Origin of the sequence: Labrys sp. (in: a-proteobacteria) (genome assembly GCF_047605565.1) — a bacterium.
Taxonomy (GTDB): Bacteria; Pseudomonadota; Alphaproteobacteria; order Rhizobiales; family Labraceae; genus Labrys; species Labrys neptuniae.
Genome location: NZ_JASGFM010000020.1, coordinates 98,458 through 121,622, shown reverse-complemented (window position 1 = coordinate 121,622; position 23,165 = coordinate 98,458). Strand labels below are relative to the sequence as shown.

The following is a 23,165-nucleotide window of genomic DNA, read 5'->3' as shown; positions in this document are numbered from 1 at the left end:
GCGAACTACTTCCAGGCAGCGGGCTATGAACCAACTTAAACAAGATACGCTCTAGCAAGGAGCGTGTTGGCACCCCTCATCCGGCGCTCCGCGCCACCTTCTCCCGCAAGGGGAGAAGGGTTGCCCGCGTTTTGCTTGGCGGCCTCGATGAGGTGGTACCTCTCAGGCGTCCTTCGACACCAGGATCTTGTCGATGCGCCGGCCGTCGAGGTCGACGACCTCGAAGCGCCAGCCGTCCCGCACGAAGCTCTCGCCGGTCTGCGGCAGGCGGTTGAGTTCGGCCAGGATGAAGCCGGCTGCGGTTTCGTAGTCGCCGCGCTCGATCGGCATCGACAGGGTTTCGGCCAGTTCGTCCGCCTGCATCCAGCCCGACACCAGGTAGGAGCCGTCCGAACGCATGGTGATGGCCGGTTCGTCGCCGTCATCGTCCTGGAAGGCGCCGGTGATCGCCTCCAGCACGTCATTGGCCGTGATCACACCCTCGAAATGGCCGTACTCGTCGAAAACCAGCGCCATATGCGCCCTGGAGGAGCGCAGCGACTGCAGCACACCCAGCGCCTCGTTGGTATCCATCACGATCGGTGCCGTCTGGACATGGTCGCGCACATTGAGGGCCCGGCCGTCGAGCTGGCTCTGGAACAGGTCCTTGACCATGACCACGCCGACGATGTTGTCGTCCTCGCCGTCCTGCACCGGCAGGCGCGAGCGGCTGGTGGCGCGCAGCTGCGCCATGATCGTCTTGGCGGAATCGGAGAGGTCGATCACCTCGACGTCGCGCCGCGGCGTCATCAGCGAACGGGCGCTGCGGTCGCCCAGCCGCATGACGCCCGAGATCATGTCGCGCTCAGCCGTTTCCAGCACGCCGGCACTTTCGGCTTCCTTGAGGATGGTGCGCACTTCCTCTTCCGTCACTTTCTCCTCGGTCTTGCCGCCCTGGCCGAGCAGCCTCAGCACGGTGCGCCCGGAGATGTCGAGCAGGAAAACCAGAGGCGCCGCGCATTTCGACAGGAGACGCATGGCCGGCGCCACCCGGGCCGCCATGCGCTCGGGGTCGCGCAGGGCGATCTGCTTGGGCACGAGCTCGCCGATGATCAACGACAGATAGGTGATCGCTACCACCACGATGCCGACGCCAAGCGTGTCGGCAGCGTGGATTGACAGGCCCTGCGTCTGCAGCCAGCCGGCAAGGCGCGTGCCGAGCGTCGCGCCCGAGAAGGCGCCGGAGAGAACGCCCACCAGCGTGATGCCGATCTGGACCGTGGAGAGGAAGCGGCCGGGATTTTCCAGGAGCTCCAGCGCGGTCGCCGCGCCTCGCTTCTTGCGGTCGGCGAGTGCGCGCAGCCTGGCTGGGCGGGAGGAGACAATCGCGAGTTCCGACATGGCGAGGACGCCGTTGAGAAGCGTCAGGAAGACGATGATGGCAATGTCGAGGAACAAGGTGCCTTTGAGGGGGTTGCATGCCCGCGACGAATGTCGGGCCGCTTCGAGAGGGCGGAGCATAACGGCATCGCCCGGCTTGGGATAGGGGCAACGGGCGGAGCTCATGGGGATGGCGGCCGTTCCAGGGCTCGAGCCTGTCTCACGGGAGCATCAGGATAGACAAGTACAGGCCTGATATTCCCTTTGGGAAGGAAAAGTCCGGCTGTGCAAGCCCGGCGAATATGGCATAACGATTCCCGTGTTGTTGCCATTGTCGGCACAGCCAATTCGGGGAATGAACGAATGTCAAAAATTTCCTTCGCGATCGTTGCTCTCGTGGTGTCCGCACTCACTCTGACCGCCTGCGCCAATACGGTCACCGGCGTCGGCCGGGACGTGAAGGCCACCGGCCGCGCCGTCAAGCACGCGGTGCAGTGAGTTTCGCGCTGCGGTCAGCCCGCTGTTGCGGGCCGTAATCCGATCAACAAGACGGGCAGCGCTCCCTCGATGCTGCCCGTATCGTCCGCCTCGAAGACGAGGACGTCGCCGAAGCCGAGGTCGAGACTATCAGCGCCGATCCGGATCGAACCGACGCCGAGCGCCACCACCAGCTGCAGGCCGTCCTGCGGCAACGCCAGCCGTCCCTTTGCGAGATCGTGCCGGGAGACCTGGTGATTGAATCGCCCGCGCCGGGTCATCACATTGAAGTCGCGGATGGGGCCTTCGACCAGGCTGGCCGTGACGGGCACATCGCCGGGGAAGGCCAGGGGAGCGGAAACCGGGGTCAGCCTCACCGCCTCCCGCCCTTCGATCGACATGTCGAGGCCCTGGCCCTCGATCAGGGTCAAGGTGCGATCGATCTGGGGGAAGAGCGAGAAGGGACCGTTGCTCGCTACTTCCGCAACCGACAGGCGCCAGTCGAAATCGTCGAAGCCGGCGCCGTCAGGCGATACGGCGATTTCGGTGGTGGTGCCGCCGCCATTCTTCCAGGGCTTCGGCGTGAGGTCGGCGAAACGGATCAGCTTCATGGCAGGAGACCGATAAGACGGTGTTGAGCTTGAAGGAATGCCGGTCTGAAGACCGGCACACTACTATTTCAGCGCCCTGGCAAAGACCAGGCAGGCATTGAGGATGCTGCCGAGGGTTTCGCGCAGGGGCTGGGCGTAGGCCGCGTCGAAGGCGACCGGCCAGTTGGCTTCGTCGACGGGGCCGAGCGGCTCGTCGATATAGGAGCGGCAGGCGAGCTCCATTTGCACCGCGTGCACGCCCTTGTCAGGCTGGCCGAGGCTGCGCGTGATGAAGCCACCCTTGAAGCGCCCGTTCATCACCGTCTCGCGCCCGCTGGAGCGGCAGAGCGCCTCGATCGTCTCGGCCAAGGCGGGATGACAGGTCACGCCGCCATTGGTGCCGATGTTGAACTGCGGCAGCGTGCCCTCGAACAAGCGCGGAATGACCGAGCGGATCGAATGGCAGTCATAGACAGCGATGTTGCGATGGCGTCCCCTAAGCCTGGCGACTTCGTCGGCCAGGGCCTGGTGATAGGGATCGAACCAGAGGGCGCGCCGTTCGGCGACCTCGGTCGTGCTGGGGGCCTCGCCGTCCTTGTAGAGCGGCTCGCCGTCGAAGCTGGTGGTCGGGCACAGCTCCGTGGTGGCCTGGCCGGGATAGAGCGAAACCCCGGATGGGTCACGGTTGACGTCGATGACGGTGCGCGACATCGGCGTGCGCACGATGGTGGCGTCGAGCCCGGCTGCGAAGTCGTAGAGCGTCTCGATCCACCAGTCGGTGTCCTTGCGGGCGAGCCAGGGCGACACCAGCCGCGCTTCGATCGCGGCCGGGATCTCAGTGCCCGTATGCGGCAGCGAGACAAGCAGTGGTGCCTGTCCCTGCCGGATCTCGAGCCAGTCGGGCCGGCTCATGCCGTGCCCTCCACCACGCTGGCCAAAGTCTTGAGGCCGGCGGCCTTCTGCGCCGCGCCGCTCCAGATCAGCGCGGTGGCGGCGGCCATATCGGGCGCGAAATGCCGGTCATCGGAAAGGTGGGGCACCTCGGCGCGCAGCGTGGCGCGGGCGCTTTCCAGCGCTTCGCTCGACTTCAGCGGAGCATGGAAATCGCAACCCTGCACGGCCGCGAGATATTCGATGCCGATGACGTTGGCGGTGTTGCGGCTCATCTCCAGGAGACGGCGGGCGCCGTGGCAGGCCATGGAGACATGGTCCTCCTGGTTGGCCGAGGTCGGGATCGAGTCGACACTGGCCGGGAAGGCACGCTGCTTGTTCTCCGACACCAGTGCGGCGGCGGTGACCTGCGGGATCATGAAGCCGGAGTTGAGGCCGGGCTTGGGCGTGAGGAAGGCCGGGATGCCGGAAAGGGCCGGGTCGACCAGCATGGCGATGCGCCGCTCGCTGATGGAGCCGATCTCGCACAGGGCCATGGCGATCATGTCGGCGGCGAAGGCGACCGGTTCGGCGTGGAAATTGCCGCCAGAAATCACGTCGCCCGTGTCGGTGAAGACCAGCGGATTGTCGGTGACGCCGTTGGCTTCGATCGTCAGCGTGGCGGCGGCCTGGCGCAGGAGGTCGAGGCAGGCGCCCATCACCTGGGGCTGGCAGCGCAGGCAATAGGGATCCTGCACGCGTTCGTCGCCGGTGAGATGGGAGGCACGGATGGCGCTGCCCGCCATCAAGGCGCGCAGCGTATCGGCGACCTCGGCCTGGCCGCGATGGCCACGAACCTTGTGGATGCGCGGATCGAAGGGCCCGTCCGAGCCGCGGGCGGCATCGGTGGAGAGTGCGCCGGTCACCAGGGCGCCCTGAAACACACGTTCGGCCTGGAACAGGCCCGCCAGCGCCAGGCCGGTGGAGACCTGCGTGCCGTTGAGCAGCGCCAGGCCTTCCTTCGGACCGAGCACGAGCGGCGACAGCCCGGCACGCTTGAGCGCCTCGGTGGCTTCGACCTTCTCGCCCTTGACGAAGAAGGTGCCGACGCCGGTGAGCGCCGCCGTCATGTGGGACAGGGGAGCGAGATCGCCGGAGGCGCCGACGGAGCCCTGGCCGGGAACGACCGGGATCAGGTCCCTGGCGAGACAGTCGCGCAACATGATGATGGTCGACCATTGCACGCCCGAAGCGCCTTGGGCGAGGCTGCCGAGCTTCAGGGCCATGATCAGCCGGACGACCTCGACCGGCAGGGGCTCGCCGACGCCGGCGGCATGCGAGAGCACGATGTTGCGCTGGAGGATGGCGAGGTCGGCATTCTCGATGCGCACGCTCGCCAGCTTGCCGAAGCCGGTATTGATGCCATAGACCGGCTCGCCCTTGGCGATGATGTCGGCGACGGCCTTGGCCGCGGCCTCGACCAGCGGGCGGCAGCCCTCGTCCAGGCTGATGGGCGCGCCGTCATAGATGGCGCGCCATTGTGCGAGCGAGACACTGCCGGGACGCAGCAAAACGGGGTTGGTCACTGGCCTCTCCAGATGCGTTGATGTAGCGGATTGAAACCTAGGCGGTAGACAAGTTCAGCCGGGCGCTCGATATCCCAGATGGCGAGGTCGCACTGCTTGCCGGCTTCGAGCGTACCGATATCGCCGGCCCTGCCGAGCGCCTTGGCGGCGTTGCGGGTGACGCCGGCGATGCATTCGTCGACGGTCATGCGGAACAGGGTGGCGGCCATGTTCATGGTGGTGAGCAGCGAGGTCAGCGGCGAGGTGCCGGGATTGCAGTCCGTCGCCACGGCCATCGGCACCTTGTGGGCCCGGAAGGCGGCGATGGGCGGCTGCTTGGTCTCGCGAATGAAGTAGTAGGCGCCGGGCAGGATCACGGCGACCGTGCCCGCCGCATGCATGGCGGCGGCGCCTTCATCGTCGGTATATTCGAGATGATCGGCCGACAGCGCGCCGTAATCGGCCGCGAGCTTGGCGCCGTGCAGATTGGAGAGCTGGTCGGCATGAAGCTTGACCGGCAGGCCGGCCTTCTTCGCCGCGTCGAAGACCCTGCTGATGTGCTCGGGGAGGAAGGCGATGCCCTCGCAAAAGCCGTCCACGGCATCGGCGAGGCCTTCGGCGGCCACGGCCGGCAGCATTTCCCTGCAAACGAGATCGATATAGGCGTCCTTGTCGCCCTTGGCCTCGACGGGCAGGGCATGGGCACCGAGGAAGGTGGTCGAGACATTGACCTTGCGGGCCTCGCCGAGACGGCGTGCTGCACGCAGCATGGCAAGCTCGGTGCGGGTCTCCAGGCCGTAGCCCGACTTCACCTCGACCGTGGTGACACCCTCGGCGATCAGATGGTCGAGACGGGGCAGGGCGCCGGCGAGAAGCTCATCGTCGCTGGCGGCCCGCGTCGCGTTGACCGAGGAAACGATGCCGCCACCTGCCCGGGCGATCTCCTCATAGCTGGCACCCTTGAGGCGCAGCTCGAATTCGTGTGCCCGGTCGCCGCCGAAGACGAGATGGGTATGGCAGTCGATCAGGCCCGGTGTGATCCAGCGCCCTTCGAGGTCGATGGTCTCGACCTTGTCGCGCATGCCGGCCGGCAGGTCGCTTTCGGGGCCGGCGAAGGCGATGCGCTCACCTTCGGCAAGCACGGCTCCCCGCTCCACGATGCCGAGGTCATCCCCGACCAGGGTTGCCAGGCGCGCATTGCGCCACAAACGACCCCCTTGGCTGTCTGTCGCCATCGATCTCTCCACCCTGCTGTTATGCGGGAACATGTATAGACATATTAATTGACGCGCAAGTGGAATGATGAAAGTTTAGTGCCGATTGGCTTGAGCGGGAAAGCGGAACTTGGCGAGGGGAGCGGCAATGGCTAAGGAAGCGGAGGTCCTCGAAATTGCGGCGCTCGCCCGGATGGGGCCATATCGCAGCGGGAGCCTTTGATGAACGAGACAGCCCCCCTCGAGCTGGATGCCAAGGCACAGACGCTGCATCAGCGCATCCTCGGCGATATCGAGCACCGCATCGTTTCGGGCGAATGGCCGCCGGGCCATCGCATCCCTTTCGAGACCGAGTTGACCGAGATCTATGGCTGCTCGCGCATGACGGTGAACAAGGTGCTGACCCAGCTTGCCGCCGCCGGGTTGATCGAGCGTCGGCGCAAGGCGGGCAGTTTCGTGACCCAGCCGCGCAGCGAGGCCGCCGTACTCGCCATTCACGGCATCGAGGCGGAGGTGACCGCGCTTGGTCTGCCATATCGCTTCGAATTGCTGCAACGTCGCCAGCGTCGGCCGACGCCGGCGGAACGCCTGACATTCGCGCTGGAGGGTTCCAGGCCGTTGCTGGCGCTGACCTGCCGCCATTTCGCCGGTGACAGCCCGTTCTGCCTGGAAGAGCGCCTGATCGATCTCGAGGCGGTGCCGTTGGCGGAAGAGGCAGACTTTGGCCGGGAACCGCCGGGGGTCTGGCTCCTCGGGCATGTGCCCTGGACGGTGGCCGAACACCACATCAAGGCTGCGGCGGCTCGCGGGGAAGAGGCGGCCTTGCTGAAGCTCGAGCCCGGCAGCGCCTGCCTTGTGGTGGAGCGGCGCACCTGGCGCGGCGACCAGTTCGTCACGGCGGTGCGCTTCACCTATCCGGGCGACCGCCATCAGCTGGTGGCCCGTTTCTCGCCGTCCTGACCATGCCTTGCTCCTGACGAGCCTGTTCGCGGGGCTGGCCGTTGCTTGCTGTCGCGGTATAGAGTTCGCACAAAGCCGACTCGTAGGACCAATTCGGGAGGACTGCAGATGAGAAGGGCCGAGGCCGCATGAGCGCAGCGCAAGCCGTTGCGCTGAAGGGCGTTTCGATTTCATTCGCGACCAGGGATTCCCGCTTCGATGCCGTGGCCAATGTCGATCTCTCGGTGGGGGAGCACGAATTCGTTGCCATTGTCGGGCCGACGGGCTGCGGCAAGTCAACGCTGCTCAATGCCACGGCCGGGCTGCTGATCCCGGTCGCCGGAACGGTCGAAGTCTTCGGCAAGCCGCTCAAGGGCTTGAACGGGCAGGCCGGCTACCTCTTCCAGCAGGAATCGCTGATGCCCTGGAAGACCGTTCTGCAGAATGTCGCCATCGGCCTGGAAGTCGCCGGCACGCCTGCGGAAAAGGCCAGGCAGGCAGCGCAGACCTGGCTGGAGCGGGTCGGTCTCGCCCGCTTCGGCGATCGCTATCCCCGCATGCTGTCCGGCGGGCAGCGCAAGCGCGTGGGTCTTGCGCAGGTGCTCATCCGCAATCCCAAGCTGCTTCTCATGGACGAGCCCTTCGGGCCGCTCGACGCCCAGACCCGGCTGGTGATGGGCGACCTCCTGCTGAAATTGTGGTCGGAGGATCGCAAGGCGGTGATGTTCGTCACCCATGATCTCGATGAGGCGATCGCGCTGGCCGATCGCATCGTCATCATGTCGGCCGGCCCGAAGGCTGGCATCATCGGCGAGTTCAGCGTGCCGCTGCCCCGGCCCCGCGCCATTGCGGAAATTCGCCATGACCCCGCTTTCATCCGCCTGCATCGCGATATCTGGGACGCCCTGCGCGACGAGGTGATGAAGGCCTACAGCTAGTTCGGCGGTTTTTCTCATGAGTTCGATCGATCATTCGTCGTCATTGCGAGCGCAGCGAAGCAATCCAGGGCTCTCGCTTTATGGCAGGTGGATTGCCTTGCTGCGCTCGCAATGACGAAATTCAATTCTGCCATCCGAAGACGGCCGTCCTGGGGGACTCAATGAACAACAAGATCGTCTTGCTCGTCCTGCAGGTGCTCGTCGCGGTCGTCGGCATCACCCTTTGGCATCTGGCCTCGACGACGTCGCTGTTCGGCTCGCCCAAGACCGTGGCCTTCTTCTTCGGCGAGCCGCTCAGCGTGTGGAAGCGGATCGTGGAGTGGTTCACCGACGGCTCCATCTGGTACCATCTCTGGATCACCCTGGCTGAATCGGCGCTGGCCTTCCTGTCCGGCGCTGTGGGCGGCGTCATTCTCGGCTTCTGGTTCGCCCGCCAGCCCGTGGTCGCCGCCATTTTCGATCCCTATGTCAAAGCCGCGAATGCGCTGCCCCGCGTGGTGCTGGCGCCGATCTTCGCCCTGTGGTTCGGCCTCGGCATCTGGTCGAAGGTGGCGCTCGGCTTCACCCTGGTGTTCTTCATCGTCTTCTTCAACGTCTATCAGGGCGTCAAGGAAGTGAGCCCGGCCGTGCTCTCCAATGCGCGCATGCTCGGCATGAATGAGCGCCAGCTCCTGCGCCATGTCTATCTGCCCTCGGCGATGTCCTGGGTGTTCTCCAGCCTGCACACCTCGGTCGGCTTTGCCGTGGTCGGGGCGGTGGTCGGCGAATATCTCGGCTCCTCGGCGGGCCTGGGCTATCTCATCCAGCAGGCCGAAGGCGTGTTCGACGTCACCGGCGTCTTTGCCGGCATGTTCGTGCTGATGGCCTTCGTTCTCATCGTCGACTGGCTGATGACGGCGGTGGAACGCCGGCTGCTGGTCTGGCGCGGCTAACGCATATTGGAAAGCGAATTGGGAGGAAAAATCATGAAACGCAGGACTTTTCTGGTCGGCACTGCCGGCATGGTATTTGGTGCCTCGCTCGGCGGAACGCTGCCGGCCTTCGCGGAGGATGCCAAGCCCGAGAAAACCGACCTCGCCATCGGTGTCGGCGGCAAGCCGCTGCTCTATTATCTGCCGCTGACCGTGGCCGAGCAGAAAGGCTTCTTCAAGGAGGAAGGTCTCAACGTCACCATCAACGACTTCGCCGGCGGCTCCAAATCGCTGCAGGCGCTGGTCGGCGGCTCTGTGGACGTGGTCACTGGCGCCTATGAGCACACCATCCGCATGCAGAACAAGGGGCAGGATGTCATCGCCGTCTGCGACCTCGGCCGCTTTCCCGGCATTGTCATCGCGGTGCGCAAGAGCCTCGCCGGCGAGATCAAGACCATTGCCGATCTCAAGGGGCGCAAGGTGGGCGTGACGGCGCCGGGATCCTCCACCGCTCTCCTGCTGCAATATGCCTTGCAGAAGAACGGGCTGACCTCGGCCGACGTCGCCCAGATCGGCATCGGCGGCGGCGCCAGCGCCGTGGCGGCCATCAAGAATGGCGGCATCGACGGCCTGTCGCATCTCGATCCGGTGATCAGCCAGCTGCAGCATGACGACGACATCGCCATCCTGCTCGATACGCGTACCGAGGAGGGCACCAAAGCCCTGTTCGGCGGCACCAATCCGGCGGCGACCGTCTATCTCAAGCAGTCCTTCGCGAAGGACAATCCGGTCACCACGCAGCGCGTGGTCAATGCCATGATGAAGGCCCTGAAGTGGCTCGGCCAGGCCAAGCCCGAGGATGTCGCCGATCTCGTGCCCAAGGAATATCTGCTGGGCAATCGGGACCTCTATATGCAGGCGTTCCAGAATTCGCGGCAGATGTATTCGCCGGACGGCATGGTCACCAAGGACGGCTATGAGTCGATGATGAACGCGCTCAAGGCGCTCGATCCCGAACTCGCCAACGCCGACGTCCCCTACGAAAAGACCTTCGATCCGGCCTTCGTCAAGGCGGCCAAGATCTGACGCGCGGCCGGGCGGGAAAGAGCTTTGTCAGCGGGCCTGGCCCGGCAATCCTGCCTCGGCTCGTATCGAGCGGGGCTTTTGAATAGCCGGGCCGAGCCCGCGAGCCCGGCTAGAAATCGCAGCCATTCCCGTTAAGTCAGCCGTATTGCCGCTGGACTCAATCTTTCTCCAAGGGAATAAGAATCCGTCCAAAGAGTTTGCAGCAGGCGAGGATTCGGCTGCCGCCACGTTCTCAGAGTCTCCGGGGGAAATGCCATGAAATACCTGCTTCTGCTGGTACCTTGCGTACTGGCATTGCTGACGCCGCTCTATAACAGCATCGATCCCGTGCTGTTCGGCCTGCCCTTCTTCTATTTCTATCTTCTCGTCCTGGTGCCGATTTCGTCGCTGTTCGTCTACCTCGCCTGGAAGGTTGAACGCTGATGCTGGACAATCTCAATTGGACGGCGGCGATGGTGTTCGTCTTCTTCTTCCTCCTCGTCACCGTGGTGGGTTTCGTGGCGGCGCGCTGGAAGGCGGGTGATCTCGACCAGTTGCACGAATGGGGCCTCGGCGGCCGGCGCTTCGGGGCCTGGATCACCTGGTTCCTCCTGGGTGGCGATCTCTATACCGCCTATACCGTCATCGCCGTGCCCGGCCTGATGTATGCAGTGGGCGCCTACGGCTTCTTCGCCGTGCCCTATACCATCCTGATCTATCCCCTGATCTTCCTGATCATGCCGCGGCTGTGGAACGCCACCCACAAGCATGGCTATCTCACCGGCGCCGATTTCATTGCCGGGCGCTACGGCAATCGCTGGCTGGAGCTGGCGGTGGCCTTCACCGGCATCCTCGCCACCATGCCCTATATCGCCCTGCAGCTCGTCGGCATGGAGAAGGTGATCCAGGCCCTCGGTTTCTCGGCCACGGGTTTCGCCTCTCATCTGCCCTTGACGATCGCCTTCATCATCCTGGCGCTCTACACCTATAAGAGCGGCTTGCGCGCCCCGGCCATGATCGCCTTCATCAAGGACATCATGATCTACATCTTCGTGATCGCCGCGGTCGTCATCATTCCCTACCAGCTCGGCGGTTTCGGCTCGATCTTCGAAAAGGCCAAGGTCGTCTATGATGCCAAAGCGGCAGCCCTTGCCGCGGCCGGCAAGCCTGCCAATGTCGGCCTGACGCTGACGCCGGCGCAGATCTGGCCCTTCATCACGCTCTCCATCGGCTCGGCCATGGCGCTGTTCATGTATCCGCATGCGCTCACGGGCACGCTGTCGGCCACCGGCCCCAATGCCATCCGCCGCAACGCGGTGGCGTTGCCGGCCTATTCGCTGATCCTCGGCCTCATCGCTTTGCTGGGCGTGATGGCGGTTGCCGCTGGCATCGAGACGCCGAATGGCGATGCCTCGATGGCGATTCCGCTCCTGATCAACAAGATGTTCCCCGACTGGTTCGCGGGCTTCTGCTTTGCGGCCATCGCCATCGGCGCCCTGGTACCGGCCGCGGTGATGTCGATCGGGGCGGCAAACACCTTCACCCGCAATGTCTGGAGGCCCTTCATCGAGCCGGACATGTCGCCGCAGAAGGAATCCTACCTCGCCAAGCTGATGAGCCTGATCGTCAAGATCGGCGCCCTTGCGGTGATCTTCTGGCTGCCGACCAAGTTCGCCATCGACCTGCAGCTTCTCGGTGGCGTGTGGATGATCCAGATCTTCCCCGCCCTTGTCGCCGGGCTCTATACGCGCTGGTTCAATGGCTGGGCCCTCTTGATCGGCTGGGCCGTGGGCATGCTCGCCGGCACCTATATGGCCATGGCTTCGGGAGCGGTGGCGCCGACCTACGCCTTGTTCGGCACCTCCTTCTATATCGGCCTGATCGCCGTGGTGCTGAACTTCGTCGTCTCGGTGGTGCTCACCATGGTGCTCGGTTCGACCACGCAGGACGAAACCTCGGATGCGGACTACGAGGATGCCGTGCCGACCCGCTGAATGCGTCGCGTCTTGAAACAACGATGGAGGCCGGCGGTGACGCCGGCTTCTTTGTTTCCACTGGAGCAAAGCGCGTTCGGGCGTGAGCGCTTGTTTGCTTTCGCTCCTTGTTTCGACACGTCCTTGCGATTCTCGGTGATTCCACCAAATCGCAAAACGCTTTAGCGGAAACGGTCATCTGAACGGTTGAACAAATGCCAGGGGCGGGGCATTTTGTCAGATGAATCATATTGTAGAACGTTCATTTCCAATTGTGAGAACTGCCATGACCTATGTTGCGGATGAAACGCGTTACGACGCCATGCAATATCGCCGATCCGGCCGATCCGGGCTCCAGCTGCCGGCGCTCTCGCTCGGGCTCTGGCATAATTTCGGTGGCGACATCCCCTTCGAGAACGCCAGGGCGCTCTGCCGCAAGGCCTTCGACCTCGGCATCACGCATTTCGATCTCGCCAACAATTACGGTCCGCCGCCCGGCTCGGCCGAGGAGACCTTCGGGCGTATCCTGAAGACGGATTTCGCCCATCACCGCCAGGAACTGGTGATCTCGACCAAGGCCGGCTACCGCATGTGGCCCGGCCCCTATGGCGAGTGGGGCAGCCGCAAATATCTGCTCTCCAGCCTCGATGCCAGCCTCAAGCGCATGGGTATCGAGACGGTCGACATCTTCTATTCCCACCGCTTCGATCCGAACACCCCGCTGGAAGAAACCATGACGGCGCTGCATGATGCCGTGCGCCAGGGCAAGGCCCACTATGCCGGCATCTCGTCCTACAGTGCTGAACGGACCAAGGAGGCGGCCGCAATCCTGCGCCGCCTTGGTACGCCCTTGCTCATCCATCAGCCGAGCTATTCCATGCTCAACCGCTGGATCGAGAAGGACAGTCTGCTCGGCCAGCTCGAGGCCGATGGTGCAGGGTGCATCGCCTTCACGCCGTTGGCGCAGGGCCTGCTCACCAACAAATATCTCGGCGCAAGCGGCATTCCGGCTGACAGCCGGGCTGCAGCCGGCAAGTCGCTTTCGCCCGACCAGCTTTCCGAGGCGAATCTGGCAAGGCTGCGGGCGCTCGATGCGATTGCCTGTCGCCGTGGCCAGTCGCTGGCCCAGATGGCGATCGCCTGGGTCCTGCGCGATCCGCGCATGACCTCGGCCCTCATCGGTGCCAGCCGGCCCGGACAGATCGAGGACTGCGTTGGTGCCTTGAAGAATCTGGATTTCTCGGCCGAGGAGCTGGCCGAGATTGATCACTATGCCGAGGAAGGCAACGTCAATCTCTGGGCGGCTTCGAGCAAGGGCTGATCGCGAGACAGCTGAACGTCGATCCAGCAGCGGGCCGCTTTGCGGCCCGTTTTGCTGTCAGGACTTGGCAAGGAAACATGCCTGTGTTTCCCTAGAGGCTAATTAGACTTAAGGGCGACATAGTAACAAGCAATCAAATTATTCTTATAAAGCATGAAGTATATTTCATAAAAATCATCCCACTCCGAAATCATCGAAATTTTGTCGAAAATGTGGACAGCTAATAAGAATTGTGACAGTGGTTTATTGTTGAATCATGTCACGATGGGGTGGGGATCATGAAAAAAATCGTCCTGGCGGCCTTTTTGCTGGCGCCAACGTCTGCTCTCGCTGCAGATCTCGCGGCGACGCCGGTCGAGCCGGTAGCGCCAATAACGCCCTATAGCTGGACCGGTTTCTATGTCGGTGCCCATATCGGCTATGCCTGGGGCAAGGAGAGGGACGATCTGAGCCGGACGCTGCCCGTGCCCGCCGACAGCTTCAACGTCAATGGCGTGCTTGGCGGTCTGCATGCGGGCTACAATGAGCAGTTCTCCAACAATATCGTGGTCGGCCTGGAAGGCGACATCGATCTCAGCGGCATCAACGGCTCTCATACCGTGATCGACGCCAATAACGGCAATAGTCGTCTGCATATGCGCAACCGCTGGCAGGGTTCGATCCGTGCCCGTTTGGGTTATGCCTTCGACCGGGTCCTGGTCTATGCCACCGGTGGTGTCGCCTTTGCCGACATCCGCGAGCGCTGGAACCTGTTTGACGGCGATATCGTTGGCTCCGGGTCCAAGACCAAGGCGGGATGGACCGTGGGTGCCGGCGTCGAATACGCTTTCACCGACAATTGGATCGGCCGCGTCGAAGTACGCTATACCGATTTCGGCAAGTCGCGCTTCCGGGTGGCGCCCGATACCCGCTTCAAGGCCGGCTTCCACGAGACGGTCGCGCTGGTCGGCGTCAGCTACAAATTCTGAGCAGATCGGGGGCGGGAGCGCCATGGGCTCCCGCCGCCATCTTCGCCGCCTTCCGCCTTCTGCGGCAGCCCGTTAAGCTGACGCGGAAGCGGAGTGCGCAGCCGGCATGAAATCGATTCTGTTCTACGTCTTGGCGGCCGCTGGCGAGATCGGCGGCTGCTATGCCTTCTGGAGCTGGCTGCGGCTGGGCAAGTCGGCCTGGTGGCTGGTGCCGGGCACGGCTGCCCTCGTCACCTTTGGCCTCCTGCTCTCCCAGATCGAGACGGATGCGGCGGGTCGGGCCTATGCCGCCTATGGCGGCATCTATATTGCTGCCTCGCTGCTGTGGCTCTGGGGCGTCGAGGGGATCAGGCCTGATCGCTGGGACCTGGTCGGAGCGGTCCTGTGCCTCGCCGGTATGGCTGTCATCCTATTCGCGCCGCACCGTACCGCTTGATACCAAGTCGCGAAGATGCTTGCGCATCCGTGACTTGAACACCTCGCGCTTGCCGAGGCCAAATCAGAGATTTGGAATCGACAATCGCGAGGCGGAACCAAAAGTCATTTTCAATGACTCTTGGTATGAGAACTCACTTCACCCAGCCAGCTTGCGGCCACCCACCCACACGCCGCGCGCGGTCAGCTGCTCGTCGAGATGCACCAGATCGGCACGATAGCGTGGCGCCAGGCGCCCGCGACGGCTGTCGAGGCGCAGGAACTGGGCGGGATAGAGGCTGGCCATGCGCAGGGCCTCGCCGAGACCGATGCCGAGATGGCCGACACTGTAGCGCAGCGCCGCATCCATGGTGAGGTCGGAGCCGGCGAGCGTGCCGTCTTCCAGCGTCAGGGCACCGTCGCGCCGCGTGACTTTGCGCCCGTTGAGATAGAAGACATCGTTGGCATCGCCGGCCGTCGGCATGGCGTCGGTGACGAGGAACAGCCGCCCCGGAGCCTTTTTCGCCCGCAAGGCCAGCGAGAGCGAGCCCGGATGCACATGGAGGCCGTCGGCAATGATGCCGACCCAGAGCCCGCCATGATCGAGGGCGGCGCCGGTGACGCCGGGGTGGCGGCCCTGCAGGGGCGACATCGCATTGAAGAGATGGGTGATGCCGGTGGCGCCGACATCCGCCGCCGCCATCACCGCCTCATAGCTGGTGTCGGTATGGCCGAGGCTGACGATCACGCCCCCATCTGCCAGGCGCCGGATCAGGTGAAGCGGCGCGTTTTCCGGCGCTACCGTGAGCAGGACAGTCTCGATGCCGCTGCCCAGAATGAGCTCGACATCGGCTTCCGTCAGCGGGCGGATCAAAGCGGGATCATGGGCACCCTTGCGTGGTACGGAAAGGAAGGGGCCCTCGAGGTGGATGCCCGCCATGCCCGGGACACCGTCGATGATCGCCTGGCGGGCGGCGGCGATGGCGCTCTTCATGCCTTCGGCCGTGTCGGTGATGTAGGTGGGCAGCAAAGCGGTGCTGCCGTGGCGGCGATGGGCCGCGACCATGCCCTCGAGTGTCGCGACATCAGGAGACTGGTTGAACAGGAATCCGCCGCCGCCATTGACCTGGGCATCGACGAAGCCGGGGGCCAGCACGCCGGAGGGCAGGGTGGTCACAGCGGCATGGGAGGGAATGTCGGCCCGCGGCACCAGGCCGAGGATGGTATCGGCTTCCACCAGGACGGCGTGGCCCTCGACAAAAGCCTCGCCATTGAACAGGCGCGGGGCGGTCAGTGCGTTGAGCGACATCGTCAGCGCTCCCTCTTTGCCAGGGTCAGGGCCCCTGCCAGGGCATCGCCCCTGGGCGGAACCAGGATCTCGTCATAGCGCACCGGCAAATAGGGGCGATAGGGTTCGGCGAGCCCCCCCATCAGGGCGATCCTTGGCGCGCCCAGGTCCGTCAGGCGATCGAGCATGGCGACGATGGAGCCGGTCGCCCCGGCAATGAGATGGTCCGCCACCACATCCCCGCCGGCGGCCTCGAACACCAGGGGAGCGAAGCGGCCGTAGTCTCTCGGTGTGGCGGTCTTGGCCCAGATCACCGCCTCGTTCGGATCGTCATGAAAATGCGCCAGCAGGCGGCGGGTCAGGTCACTCACCGGACCAAGCAAGTCGACGCTGAGCAGGGCGGCCCGGAGGGCAGAGCGTCCGAGCACGGCGCCGGAGGCATCATCGCCCAGGGCAAACCCCCAACCGCCGACCGAGGTTTCCTTGCCGCCCACCAGGGCCAGGCCCTGCGAGCCCGTGCCGAGGATGAAGATGCCGCCGTCCTCGCCGGCATGGGCGCCGAGGCAGGCGGTAACGGCATCCGAAGTGACCGTCAGGGTCCCATAACCGAAGGGAAAGGCGGCGATACTGTCGGCGAGAGCAGGAATATTGCCGCCGGAAAGGCCGAGACCGGCCCGGATAAGCCGCTTCGCGTCCGGTGCCAGCCCGGCCGCGGCAAGGGCGGCATCGCCGGCCGCTGCGATCGCCGGACCCGCGATCTCGGTGCCGAGAGTGAGATTGGAAGAGCCCGACAGGCCTTCACCAATCAGCTTGTCATCCTCGTCGTAGAGCCTTGCGCGCGTATTGGTGCCGCCGCCGTCGACCGCAAGATAGAGGATACCCGTCATACCTGTCTCCCAGGGCAGAACGCCGGAGCGTTCGATTGCCCTAACTCCTTGTTTCGACGCGGCTTTGCGATTCCTGTCGATCCCACGCAATCGCATGCCTCCGTGTCGGTGGCATATCATCATCGCCAGCGGAATTCAGCCAGGATTCCGTCATGAGCGCGCACTCTCCACGGCCATCGGCAACAGCATCGGGTCGTTCTGTGCGCACCATGCACAAGGCGCGAGAGCTATGCAGAACCAACATATGAGATGATCATGGCGGCGTAGCGTGCCAAAATCACAAGATATCAGTGTTTTTGCCTACATCTTATGCAAAAGGGGCACTCGTAACCGGGCGTCACTTGGGTTAAGGACCACCGTCCTGGGATCAACGATCGAGAAGCGACACATGACTTCAACGTTGCACGACAAGCTCTATTCGGCCGAGGCGGCGATGGCTGTCGGTGATGATGCGGCCAAGCTGCCCGAAGCGACCGGCGAGGCACGCGCCTTCCGTGACCTGATCCTCGCCAAGCTGACCTATGCCGTCGGCAAGGACCCGATCGTGGCGCGCGACCATGACTGGCTGCGGGCGGTGAGCCTGGCGCTGCGCGACCATATCGTCGACCGCTGGATGGCGACGACGCGCGGCGTCTACCGCATGGGCGGCAAGCGCGTCTATTATCTCTCGCTCGAATTCCTGATCGGCCGCCTGCTCAAGGACGGCCTCAACAATCTCGGCCTCGTGGCCACGGCGCGCGAGGCGCTGGCTTCTGTCGGCGTCGATCTCGACATGATTGCCGAGATGGAGCCCGATGCCGCCCTCGGCAATGGCGGTCTCGGCCGGCTTGCTGCCTGCTTCATGGAGAGCATGGCCACCGTCGGCATCGCCGCCTATGGCTACGGCATTCGCTACGAGAACGGCCTGTTCCGCCAGAACATCGTCGATGGCTGGCAGACGGAATCGCCCGAGAACTGGCTGCAGAACGGCAATCCCTGGGAATTCCCGCGCCGGGAAGTCGCCTATGAGGTCGGCTTCGGCGGTGCCGTCGAGGCAAGCGATGGCTGGGACGGCTCGGCCATACACAGCTGGAAGCCGGCGGAGACCGTGCTCGCTGTTGCCCATGACACGCCGGCCGTGGGCTGGCGCGGCAACCGCGTCAACACGCTGCGCCTGTGGTCGGCCCGCTCGCTCGATCCGATCTCGCTCGACGCCTTCAATGCCGGTGACCATATCGGCGCCCTGAACGACCGCACCAAGGTGGAGTCGATCTCGCGCGTGCTCTATCCGGCCGATTCCACCCCGGCGGGGCAGGAACTGCGCCTGCGTCAGGAGTATTTCTTCACCTCGTCCTCGTTGCAGGACATCGTTCGCCGCCACCTGCAGCAGCATCGCGACATCAAGACCCTCCCGTCCAAGGCGGCGATCCAGCTCAACGATACGCATCCAGCCATCGCGGTGGCCGAGCTGATGCGTATCCTGATCGACATTCACGGGGTCAACTGGGCCGATGCCTTCGCCATCACCCGCGAGACGATCTCCTACACCAACCACACCCTGCTGCCCGAGGCGCTGGAAACCTGGCCGGTGCCGCTTATCGAGCGGCTGCTGCCGCGGCACATGCAGATCATCTACGCCATCAATGCCCGCGTGCTGACCGAGGCACGCGAGAGCGGCGCCTCCGATGCCATGATCGCCACCGTCTCGATCATCGACGAGAGCCATGGCCGGCGCGTGCGCATGGGCAATCTCGCCTTTGTCGGCTCGCACAAGGTCAATGGCGTGTCGGCCCTGCATTCGGAGCTGATGAAGGAGACGGTGTTCCGCGACCTCAACACGCTGTTCCCGGGCCGCATCACCAACAAGACCAATGGCATCACGCCGCGGCGCTGGCTGACGACGGCCAATCCGGGGCTGACCACGCTGTTGCGCGAAACCATCGGCGATGCCTATCTCGACGATGCCGAAAAGCTGGTGGCCTTGGAGCCCTACGCCAAGGACGCTGCCTTCCAGGAGGCCTTCGCGGCGGTCAAGCATGCCAACAAGGCGCGCCTGGCCAAGGTGCTGCAGCAGACCGTGGGCCTGCGCGTCGATCCCTCGGCGATGTTCGACGTCCAGATCAAGCGCATCCACGAATATAAGCGCCAGCTGCTCAACATCCTCGAGACCATCGCGCTCTATAACGCCATCCGCGCCCATCCCGAGAAGGATTGGGCGCCGCGCGTGAAGATCTTTGCCGGCAAAGCGGCCGCGAGCTACACCGCGGCCAAATATGTGATCAAGCTGATCAACGACGTCGCCAAGGTGGTGAATTCGGATCCGGCCGTGCGCAATTTGCTCAAGGTCGTCTTCATGCCGAACTACAATGTCAGCCTCGCCGAGGTGATCATTCCGGCGGCCGACCTGTCCGAGCAGATCTCGACCGCGGGCCTGGAAGCTTCGGGCACCGGCAACATGAAGTTCGGTCTCAACGGCGCCCTCACCATCGGCACGCTCGATGGCGCCAATGTCGAGATGAAGGAGCATGTCGGCGACGAGAATATCTTCATCTTCGGCCTGAAGGCGCATGAGGTCGAGGAGAAGAAGCGCCAGGGCCGCAATCCTGCCGACGCCATCGCGGCCTCGCCCGCTTTGGCCGAGGTGCTCGACGCGGTGGAAAGCGGCGTGTTCTCGCCGAGCGATCGCGAGCGTCATCGCGGTACGGTGCAGGCGCTGCGCTCCAGCGACTGGTTCTTCGTCACCGACGATTTCGACGCCTATGCCGCCATGCAGCGCAATGTCGATGCGCTCTGGGCCAACAAGGCGGCCTGGCGCGAGAAGTCGATCCTCAACGTCGCCCGCATGGGCTGGTTCTCCTCGGACCGCACCATCCGCGAATATGCCGACGAGATCTGGGGCGTGCAGACGACGCCGGTGGAATAGATGTCACATATCGTTTGCGGGCTTATGGATTTTGAGGGGCGGCGCAAAGCCCCGTCGGTATCGCCTCAGCCCTGGGTTACGCCCTGATCCCGTAGAGCAGCGGCATCAGACCGACCATGGCCCTGAAGCGATCCCAGGATTTCCTGGGCGGGGTCGTCCATCCGGTTTCCGCAAGAGCCGAAATGCGGGGGAAGATCAGGCGGTCGAACACGCCCCTGTCGGTCATCGGTTCAGACCAGATACAGGTCTGTACGCCCAGGAAATGTTGCCTCTGGGTGTCTGACCAGCCTTCCACCGGATCGAAGCCATAGATCTTCTCGGCGTCGGACCAGCCGGCCCAGCCGGCGCCCGGTTCCGACCAGGCCGGACTGTTGGCCATGTCCAGATAATAGACCTGTCCGGGGCAGACGACGATGTCATAGCCTTCGGAGGCGAGTTTGGCGCTGATCTCCACCGTGTGCCAGCCATTGAGGTAGCAACTGGCCTTGTCGATGCCGCCGCCATGTGCGGCCTCTTCCCAGGCGCCCGTGATGCGGCCCCTGGCGGTCAGCGAGGCCTGGACGCGCTGCAGGAAATGGGCCTGCAATTCGGCGGTGCCGCCGCCCCCCAATGCCTTGAGATGTGCCATGGCCTGGGGAGAGCCTTCCCAGGCGCCCGCCGGGACCTCGTCTGCGCCGACATGGATGGTGCGGGAGGGAAACAGTTCGAGCAATTCGTCGAGGAGCTTTTCCACGAAGGCGTAGGTCTCTTCACGGGCGGGGTTCAGGCAGTTGTTGGGAAAGCCCTGAATGGAGAAATATTCGCCCTGCTCGTCCGGGTCGCGCAGCGAGGGCAGGGATTGCAGCACCGAGTAGCAATGGCCCGGCATGTCGATCTCCGGCACGACGTCGATGCCGAGGCGCGTTGCCAGATCCACGATCTGCCGGATCGCCGCCTTGGTGTAGTAGCCGCCCGTAGGCGCCGCGCCGGAGCCGAGGAGAGAGGGAATGGCCAGGCCATGGCCGCGCCAGGCGCCGGTGGCGACCAGTTCCGGATAGGCCTCGATCTCAACGCGCCAGGCCTCGTCGTCGGACAGGTGCCAGTGGAAACGGTTCAGCTTGTTCCAGGCGAGAACGCGCAGGAATTGCGCGATCTCGGCCGAGCCATAGAACTGGCGGGCGACGTCGAGATGCGTGCCGCGCCAGCGGGCCCAGGGTTCGTCCCGGATCTCGCCCTCCAGCGGGAACAGGAAGGTCTGCGGATGGAGGCGCGCGCCGCGCAGCATCTGGCCGAGCGTGATCAGGCCGTAGAGGAAGCCGGCATGGCTCGCGGCCGTGAGCGTGACACCGTCTTCCGCGAAGAGGATCGAATAGGCTTCGGCGGCCGTGCCGTCCTGGCGCCGCAGGGCAACGGCGAGTCCACCTTCGGCCTCCGGCCGTACGATGCCTTCGACCGGGAAGAGGCTGGTCGCCAGTTCGTCAAAGGCGGCGATGGCCCGGCTGGCCTCATCGCAATCGGGCTGGGGGGCAAGCCCCAACGGCACGCCGCGCCGGCCCGTGACCGAAACCTCGTTCGGCCAGGGCACGATGGAGATGGCGGCGGGCGCGATATCCGGCACCGGATAGACGTCCGCGCCTCGCTTGGGGGAGGCGTTGTCGCCACTGGACCGGCTGGGCATGACCGTGACCGGCAGGTTGGTTCCATCGTCGAAGACGACATAGGCGGTGTTGGTTCCGTCCGTCCAATGCCGCAGCGGGTAGCTGAGGCCCCGGGCGGTGACGGTCCAGGCCGTGTCCGGATGCAGGACGAACCCTTCGGGTGGCGCGAACTCGGCATAGTTCGACAGGCGGGTTCGAAGCGAGCCGCCTTCGATCGTGGCCGCCGGGTCGATGCGTCCCGGCCCGCTGATGCAGAGCCGGAAGCCCGATATCGGCCTGTCCGACGCATTGGTCAGGGTCAGGGCATAGGCGAGCGGCCGATCCTCGCCGGACGGCGTCCATTGGGTTTCGAGACGAAGAAGATTGCGCACGGATATCGTCATGAAAGTCTCTCGAAGGGCAAGGATCAACTGGAAGCTTTGAGGAGACCGGCGAAGATGCCGGGCGTGGAGTCGGCGATCGGTGTGGCGCCGACCGTACGGGCATAGAATTCCACCGGCCCGACATCGCCGATGGCGGCATAGGCATAGCCCTGCGCGCGCATGTCGTTGAGGCAGGCGAGGAGCAGGGCATGGCCGATGCCGCGGCCGCGCTCGGCCTCGTCCACGCCGGTGGGGCCGAAGAAGCCCCTGGCGGTGGCGTCGTAGCAGGCAAAGCCGAGCAGTTGTCCGTGCCTGACCGCAATGAAGCACGAGACCGGTTGGCGGCAGAGAGCCACGGTCGCCTCGCTGGCCCAGCCGGCGGTGAAATGCCGGCGGATCCACTCCGTTATGGCGGCGAGCTCCGGGGGCAGGGCGCGCCGGAGGGTGACGTCGGCATCGTCGAGGCGGGCGTCCAGCGCCTTGTTCGGGGCGAGGTCGTAGAGTTTGACGAGAAGGTCCATGCAAAGTCCTGTTCAGTCTGAAGCGTTGTGGTCCGCAGATCCGGGCATCCGGACGAAATGGTTCGGGCCCGCCTGTTCGACCGTGGTCGAGGCGGGACGCGAAATGCGGCGAATGTCTTCGGCGCGCCTGAGGAAGGCTCCGCTTTGGCCCGGGATGAACGGGCGGTTCGGATCGGGAACCGCCGAGAGCAGCAGCTTGGTGTAGGGGTGGCGCGGATTGGTGATCACCGCCAGGGCATCGCCCCATTCCACCATCTGTCCGGCGAACATCACGACGATTTCTTCCGCCACATGGGCCGCCGTGGCGATGTCGTGGGTGATGTAGAGCAGAGCCAGGTTGCGTTCCCGCTTGATGCCGGCAAGCAGGTCGAGAATGCCCTGCCGGATCGAGACATCGAGCATCGAGGTGGGCTCGTCCGCCAGCAGGACCTGCGGGCGAACCGCAATGGCGCGGGCGATGTTGACCCGCTGGCGCTGCCCGCCGGAGAGCTGATGCGGGAATTTGCCGATGGTCAGCTCGGGATCGAGGCCGACGCTCTCCAAGAGCTGCTTCACCCCCGCCCGGCCTTCGGCGCGTCCCCGGGCATGGCCATGCAGCAGCAGGGGGCGGATGAGGTGATGGCCGATGGAAAAGACCGGATTGAGGGAGGCGAAGGGATCCTGGAACACCATCTGCACCGCGCCCCGATAGGCCTTTTCCTCTGCGCGGCTGCCGGCCAGCGTGACGTTCCGGTCGTGGAAGTGCAGCGCTCCCCCGGTCGGCTGGTCCATGCGGGCGATGATGCGGGCGCAGGTGGTCTTGCCGCAGCCGGACTCGCCGACCAAAGCGAGGGCCTTGCCCGGCACGAGCGACAGGGTGATGCCGCGCAGCGCCTGCACGGCGCCGAAGGAGCGGGTGATGTTCTCCAGCCTGATGATCGGGGTCGCTGCCGGTTGCAGGCGGGTGGGGGTGGCCAGCATGTTC

21 protein-coding genes are annotated in these 23,165 nt (G+C 64.6%); 11 read left to right on the top strand and 10 right to left on the bottom strand.

The annotated features are described in order from the left end of the window. Window positions 1-162: 162 nt before the first annotated feature. Window positions 163-1,437, bottom strand: coding sequence for a hemolysin family protein (locus QM672_RS18645; RefSeq protein WP_415084341.1), 1,275 nt, complete (start codon window positions 1,435-1,437; stop codon window positions 163-165). Between the two features lie 285 nt (window positions 1,438-1,722). Between QM672_RS18645 and QM672_RS18640 the strand changes: the two genes are divergently transcribed. After that, complete coding sequence (locus tag QM672_RS18640) at window positions 1,723-1,857, top strand: entericidin A/B family lipoprotein (protein WP_068288645.1); 135 nt, start codon at window positions 1,723-1,725, stop codon at window positions 1,855-1,857. A 14-nt stretch (window positions 1,858-1,871) separates the two neighbouring features. Here the strand turns inward: QM672_RS18640 and QM672_RS18635 are convergent, their stop codons facing one another. The 4 genes from QM672_RS18635 to hutI form a co-directional block, all read right to left on the bottom strand. Then, entirely contained in the window at window positions 1,872-2,447 is a 576-nt protein-coding gene (locus QM672_RS18635) for a HutD family protein (protein WP_367624097.1), read from the bottom strand. Window positions 2,448-2,510: 63 nt separating this feature from the next. Beyond that, entirely contained in the window at window positions 2,511-3,338 is an 828-nt protein-coding gene (gene hutG, locus QM672_RS18630; protein ID WP_311933440.1) for an N-formylglutamate deformylase, read from the bottom strand. Next, entirely contained in the window at window positions 3,335-4,882 is a 1,548-nt protein-coding gene (gene hutH / locus QM672_RS18625; protein ID WP_367624096.1) for a histidine ammonia-lyase, read from the bottom strand. Before hutH ends, hutG begins: the two co-directional genes overlap by 4 nt. Further along, a complete protein-coding gene (gene hutI, locus QM672_RS18620) occupies window positions 4,879-6,096 on the bottom strand; it encodes an imidazolonepropionase (protein ID WP_415084338.1) in 1,218 nt (405 codons plus the stop codon). Before hutI ends, hutH begins: the two co-directional genes overlap by 4 nt. A 201-nt stretch (window positions 6,097-6,297) precedes the next feature. On the opposite strand from hutI, the gene hutC reads away from it, so the two are divergent. From hutC to QM672_RS18575, 9 genes are all read left to right on the top strand, one after another. After that, the gene (gene hutC, locus QM672_RS18615; RefSeq protein WP_394310221.1) at window positions 6,298-7,035 is read left to right on the top strand and encodes a histidine utilization repressor; all 738 of its coding nucleotides are present in this window, start codon (window positions 6,298-6,300) and stop codon (window positions 7,033-7,035) included. A 128-nt stretch (window positions 7,036-7,163) separates the two neighbouring features. Then, window positions 7,164-7,952 (top strand): ABC transporter ATP-binding protein, encoded by a 789-nt coding sequence (locus tag QM672_RS18610; protein ID WP_311933436.1) that lies wholly within the window; start codon window positions 7,164-7,166, stop codon window positions 7,950-7,952. A gap of 161 nt (window positions 7,953-8,113) precedes the next feature. Beyond that, complete coding sequence (locus QM672_RS18605; protein WP_311933435.1) at window positions 8,114-8,884, top strand: ABC transporter permease; 771 nt, start codon at window positions 8,114-8,116, stop codon at window positions 8,882-8,884. 33 nt (window positions 8,885-8,917) lie between these two features. After that, window positions 8,918-9,949, top strand: a complete 1,032-nt coding sequence (locus QM672_RS18600; RefSeq protein ID WP_311933434.1) for an ABC transporter substrate-binding protein — start codon at window positions 8,918-8,920, stop codon at window positions 9,947-9,949. A gap of 255 nt (window positions 9,950-10,204) precedes the next feature. Beyond that, complete coding sequence (locus QM672_RS18595; RefSeq protein WP_082979752.1) at window positions 10,205-10,372, top strand: DUF3311 domain-containing protein; 168 nt, start codon at window positions 10,205-10,207, stop codon at window positions 10,370-10,372. Further along, window positions 10,372-11,922 carry a monocarboxylate uptake permease MctP gene (mctP, locus tag QM672_RS18590; protein ID WP_367624095.1) on the top strand — a complete coding sequence of 517 codons (1,551 nt, stop codon included), beginning with the start codon at window positions 10,372-10,374 and terminating at the stop codon, window positions 11,920-11,922. The genes QM672_RS18595 and mctP overlap by 1 nt, the downstream gene beginning before the upstream one ends. Window positions 11,923-12,187: 265 nt before the next feature. Further along, window positions 12,188-13,222, top strand: a complete 1,035-nt coding sequence (gene mgrA, locus QM672_RS18585) for an L-glyceraldehyde 3-phosphate reductase (RefSeq protein ID WP_415084334.1) — start codon at window positions 12,188-12,190, stop codon at window positions 13,220-13,222. A 278-nt stretch (window positions 13,223-13,500) separates the two neighbouring features. After that, window positions 13,501-14,190 (top strand): outer membrane protein, encoded by a 690-nt coding sequence (locus tag QM672_RS18580; protein WP_311933431.1) that lies wholly within the window; start codon window positions 13,501-13,503, stop codon window positions 14,188-14,190. Window positions 14,191-14,296: 106 nt separating this feature from the next. Then, entirely contained in the window at window positions 14,297-14,626 is a 330-nt protein-coding gene (locus QM672_RS18575) for a YnfA family protein (protein ID WP_415084331.1), read from the top strand. 138 nt (window positions 14,627-14,764) lie between these two features. Here QM672_RS18575 and nagA read toward each other — a convergent pair whose 3' ends face one another. Together nagA and QM672_RS18565 are read right to left on the bottom strand one after the other, a co-directional pair. Continuing rightward, window positions 14,765-15,913 carry an N-acetylglucosamine-6-phosphate deacetylase gene (nagA, locus tag QM672_RS18570; RefSeq protein ID WP_415084329.1) on the bottom strand — a complete coding sequence of 383 codons (1,149 nt, stop codon included), beginning with the start codon at window positions 15,911-15,913 and terminating at the stop codon, window positions 14,765-14,767. A gap of 2 nt (window positions 15,914-15,915) precedes the next feature. Beyond that, window positions 15,916-16,779, bottom strand: a complete 864-nt coding sequence (locus tag QM672_RS18565) for a BadF/BadG/BcrA/BcrD ATPase family protein (protein WP_415084327.1) — start codon at window positions 16,777-16,779, stop codon at window positions 15,916-15,918. A 388-nt stretch (window positions 16,780-17,167) separates the two neighbouring features. On the opposite strand from QM672_RS18565, the gene QM672_RS18560 reads away from it, so the two are divergent. Then, window positions 17,168-19,681: a glycogen/starch/alpha-glucan phosphorylase gene (locus QM672_RS18560; protein ID WP_415084325.1), complete on the top strand. Its 2,514-nt coding sequence runs from the start codon at window positions 17,168-17,170 to the stop codon at window positions 19,679-19,681. A 76-nt stretch (window positions 19,682-19,757) separates the two neighbouring features. On the opposite strand, the gene QM672_RS18555 is transcribed toward QM672_RS18560, so the two are convergent. From QM672_RS18555 to QM672_RS18545, 3 genes are read right to left on the bottom strand one after another with little or no spacing between them, the layout of a single operon-like run. Further along, on the bottom strand, window positions 19,758-21,701 hold the full coding sequence (locus tag QM672_RS18555) for a beta-N-acetylhexosaminidase (protein ID WP_415084323.1): 1,944 nt from the start codon (window positions 21,699-21,701) through the stop codon (window positions 19,758-19,760). Window positions 21,702-21,724: 23 nt separating this feature from the next. Beyond that, on the bottom strand, window positions 21,725-22,201 hold the full coding sequence (locus tag QM672_RS18550; protein WP_367624090.1) for a GNAT family N-acetyltransferase: 477 nt from the start codon (window positions 22,199-22,201) through the stop codon (window positions 21,725-21,727). 12 nt (window positions 22,202-22,213) lie between these two features. Further along, on the bottom strand, window positions 22,214-23,161 hold the full coding sequence (locus QM672_RS18545) for an ABC transporter ATP-binding protein (protein WP_415084346.1): 948 nt from the start codon (window positions 23,159-23,161) through the stop codon (window positions 22,214-22,216). Window positions 23,162-23,165 lie beyond the last annotated feature (4 nt).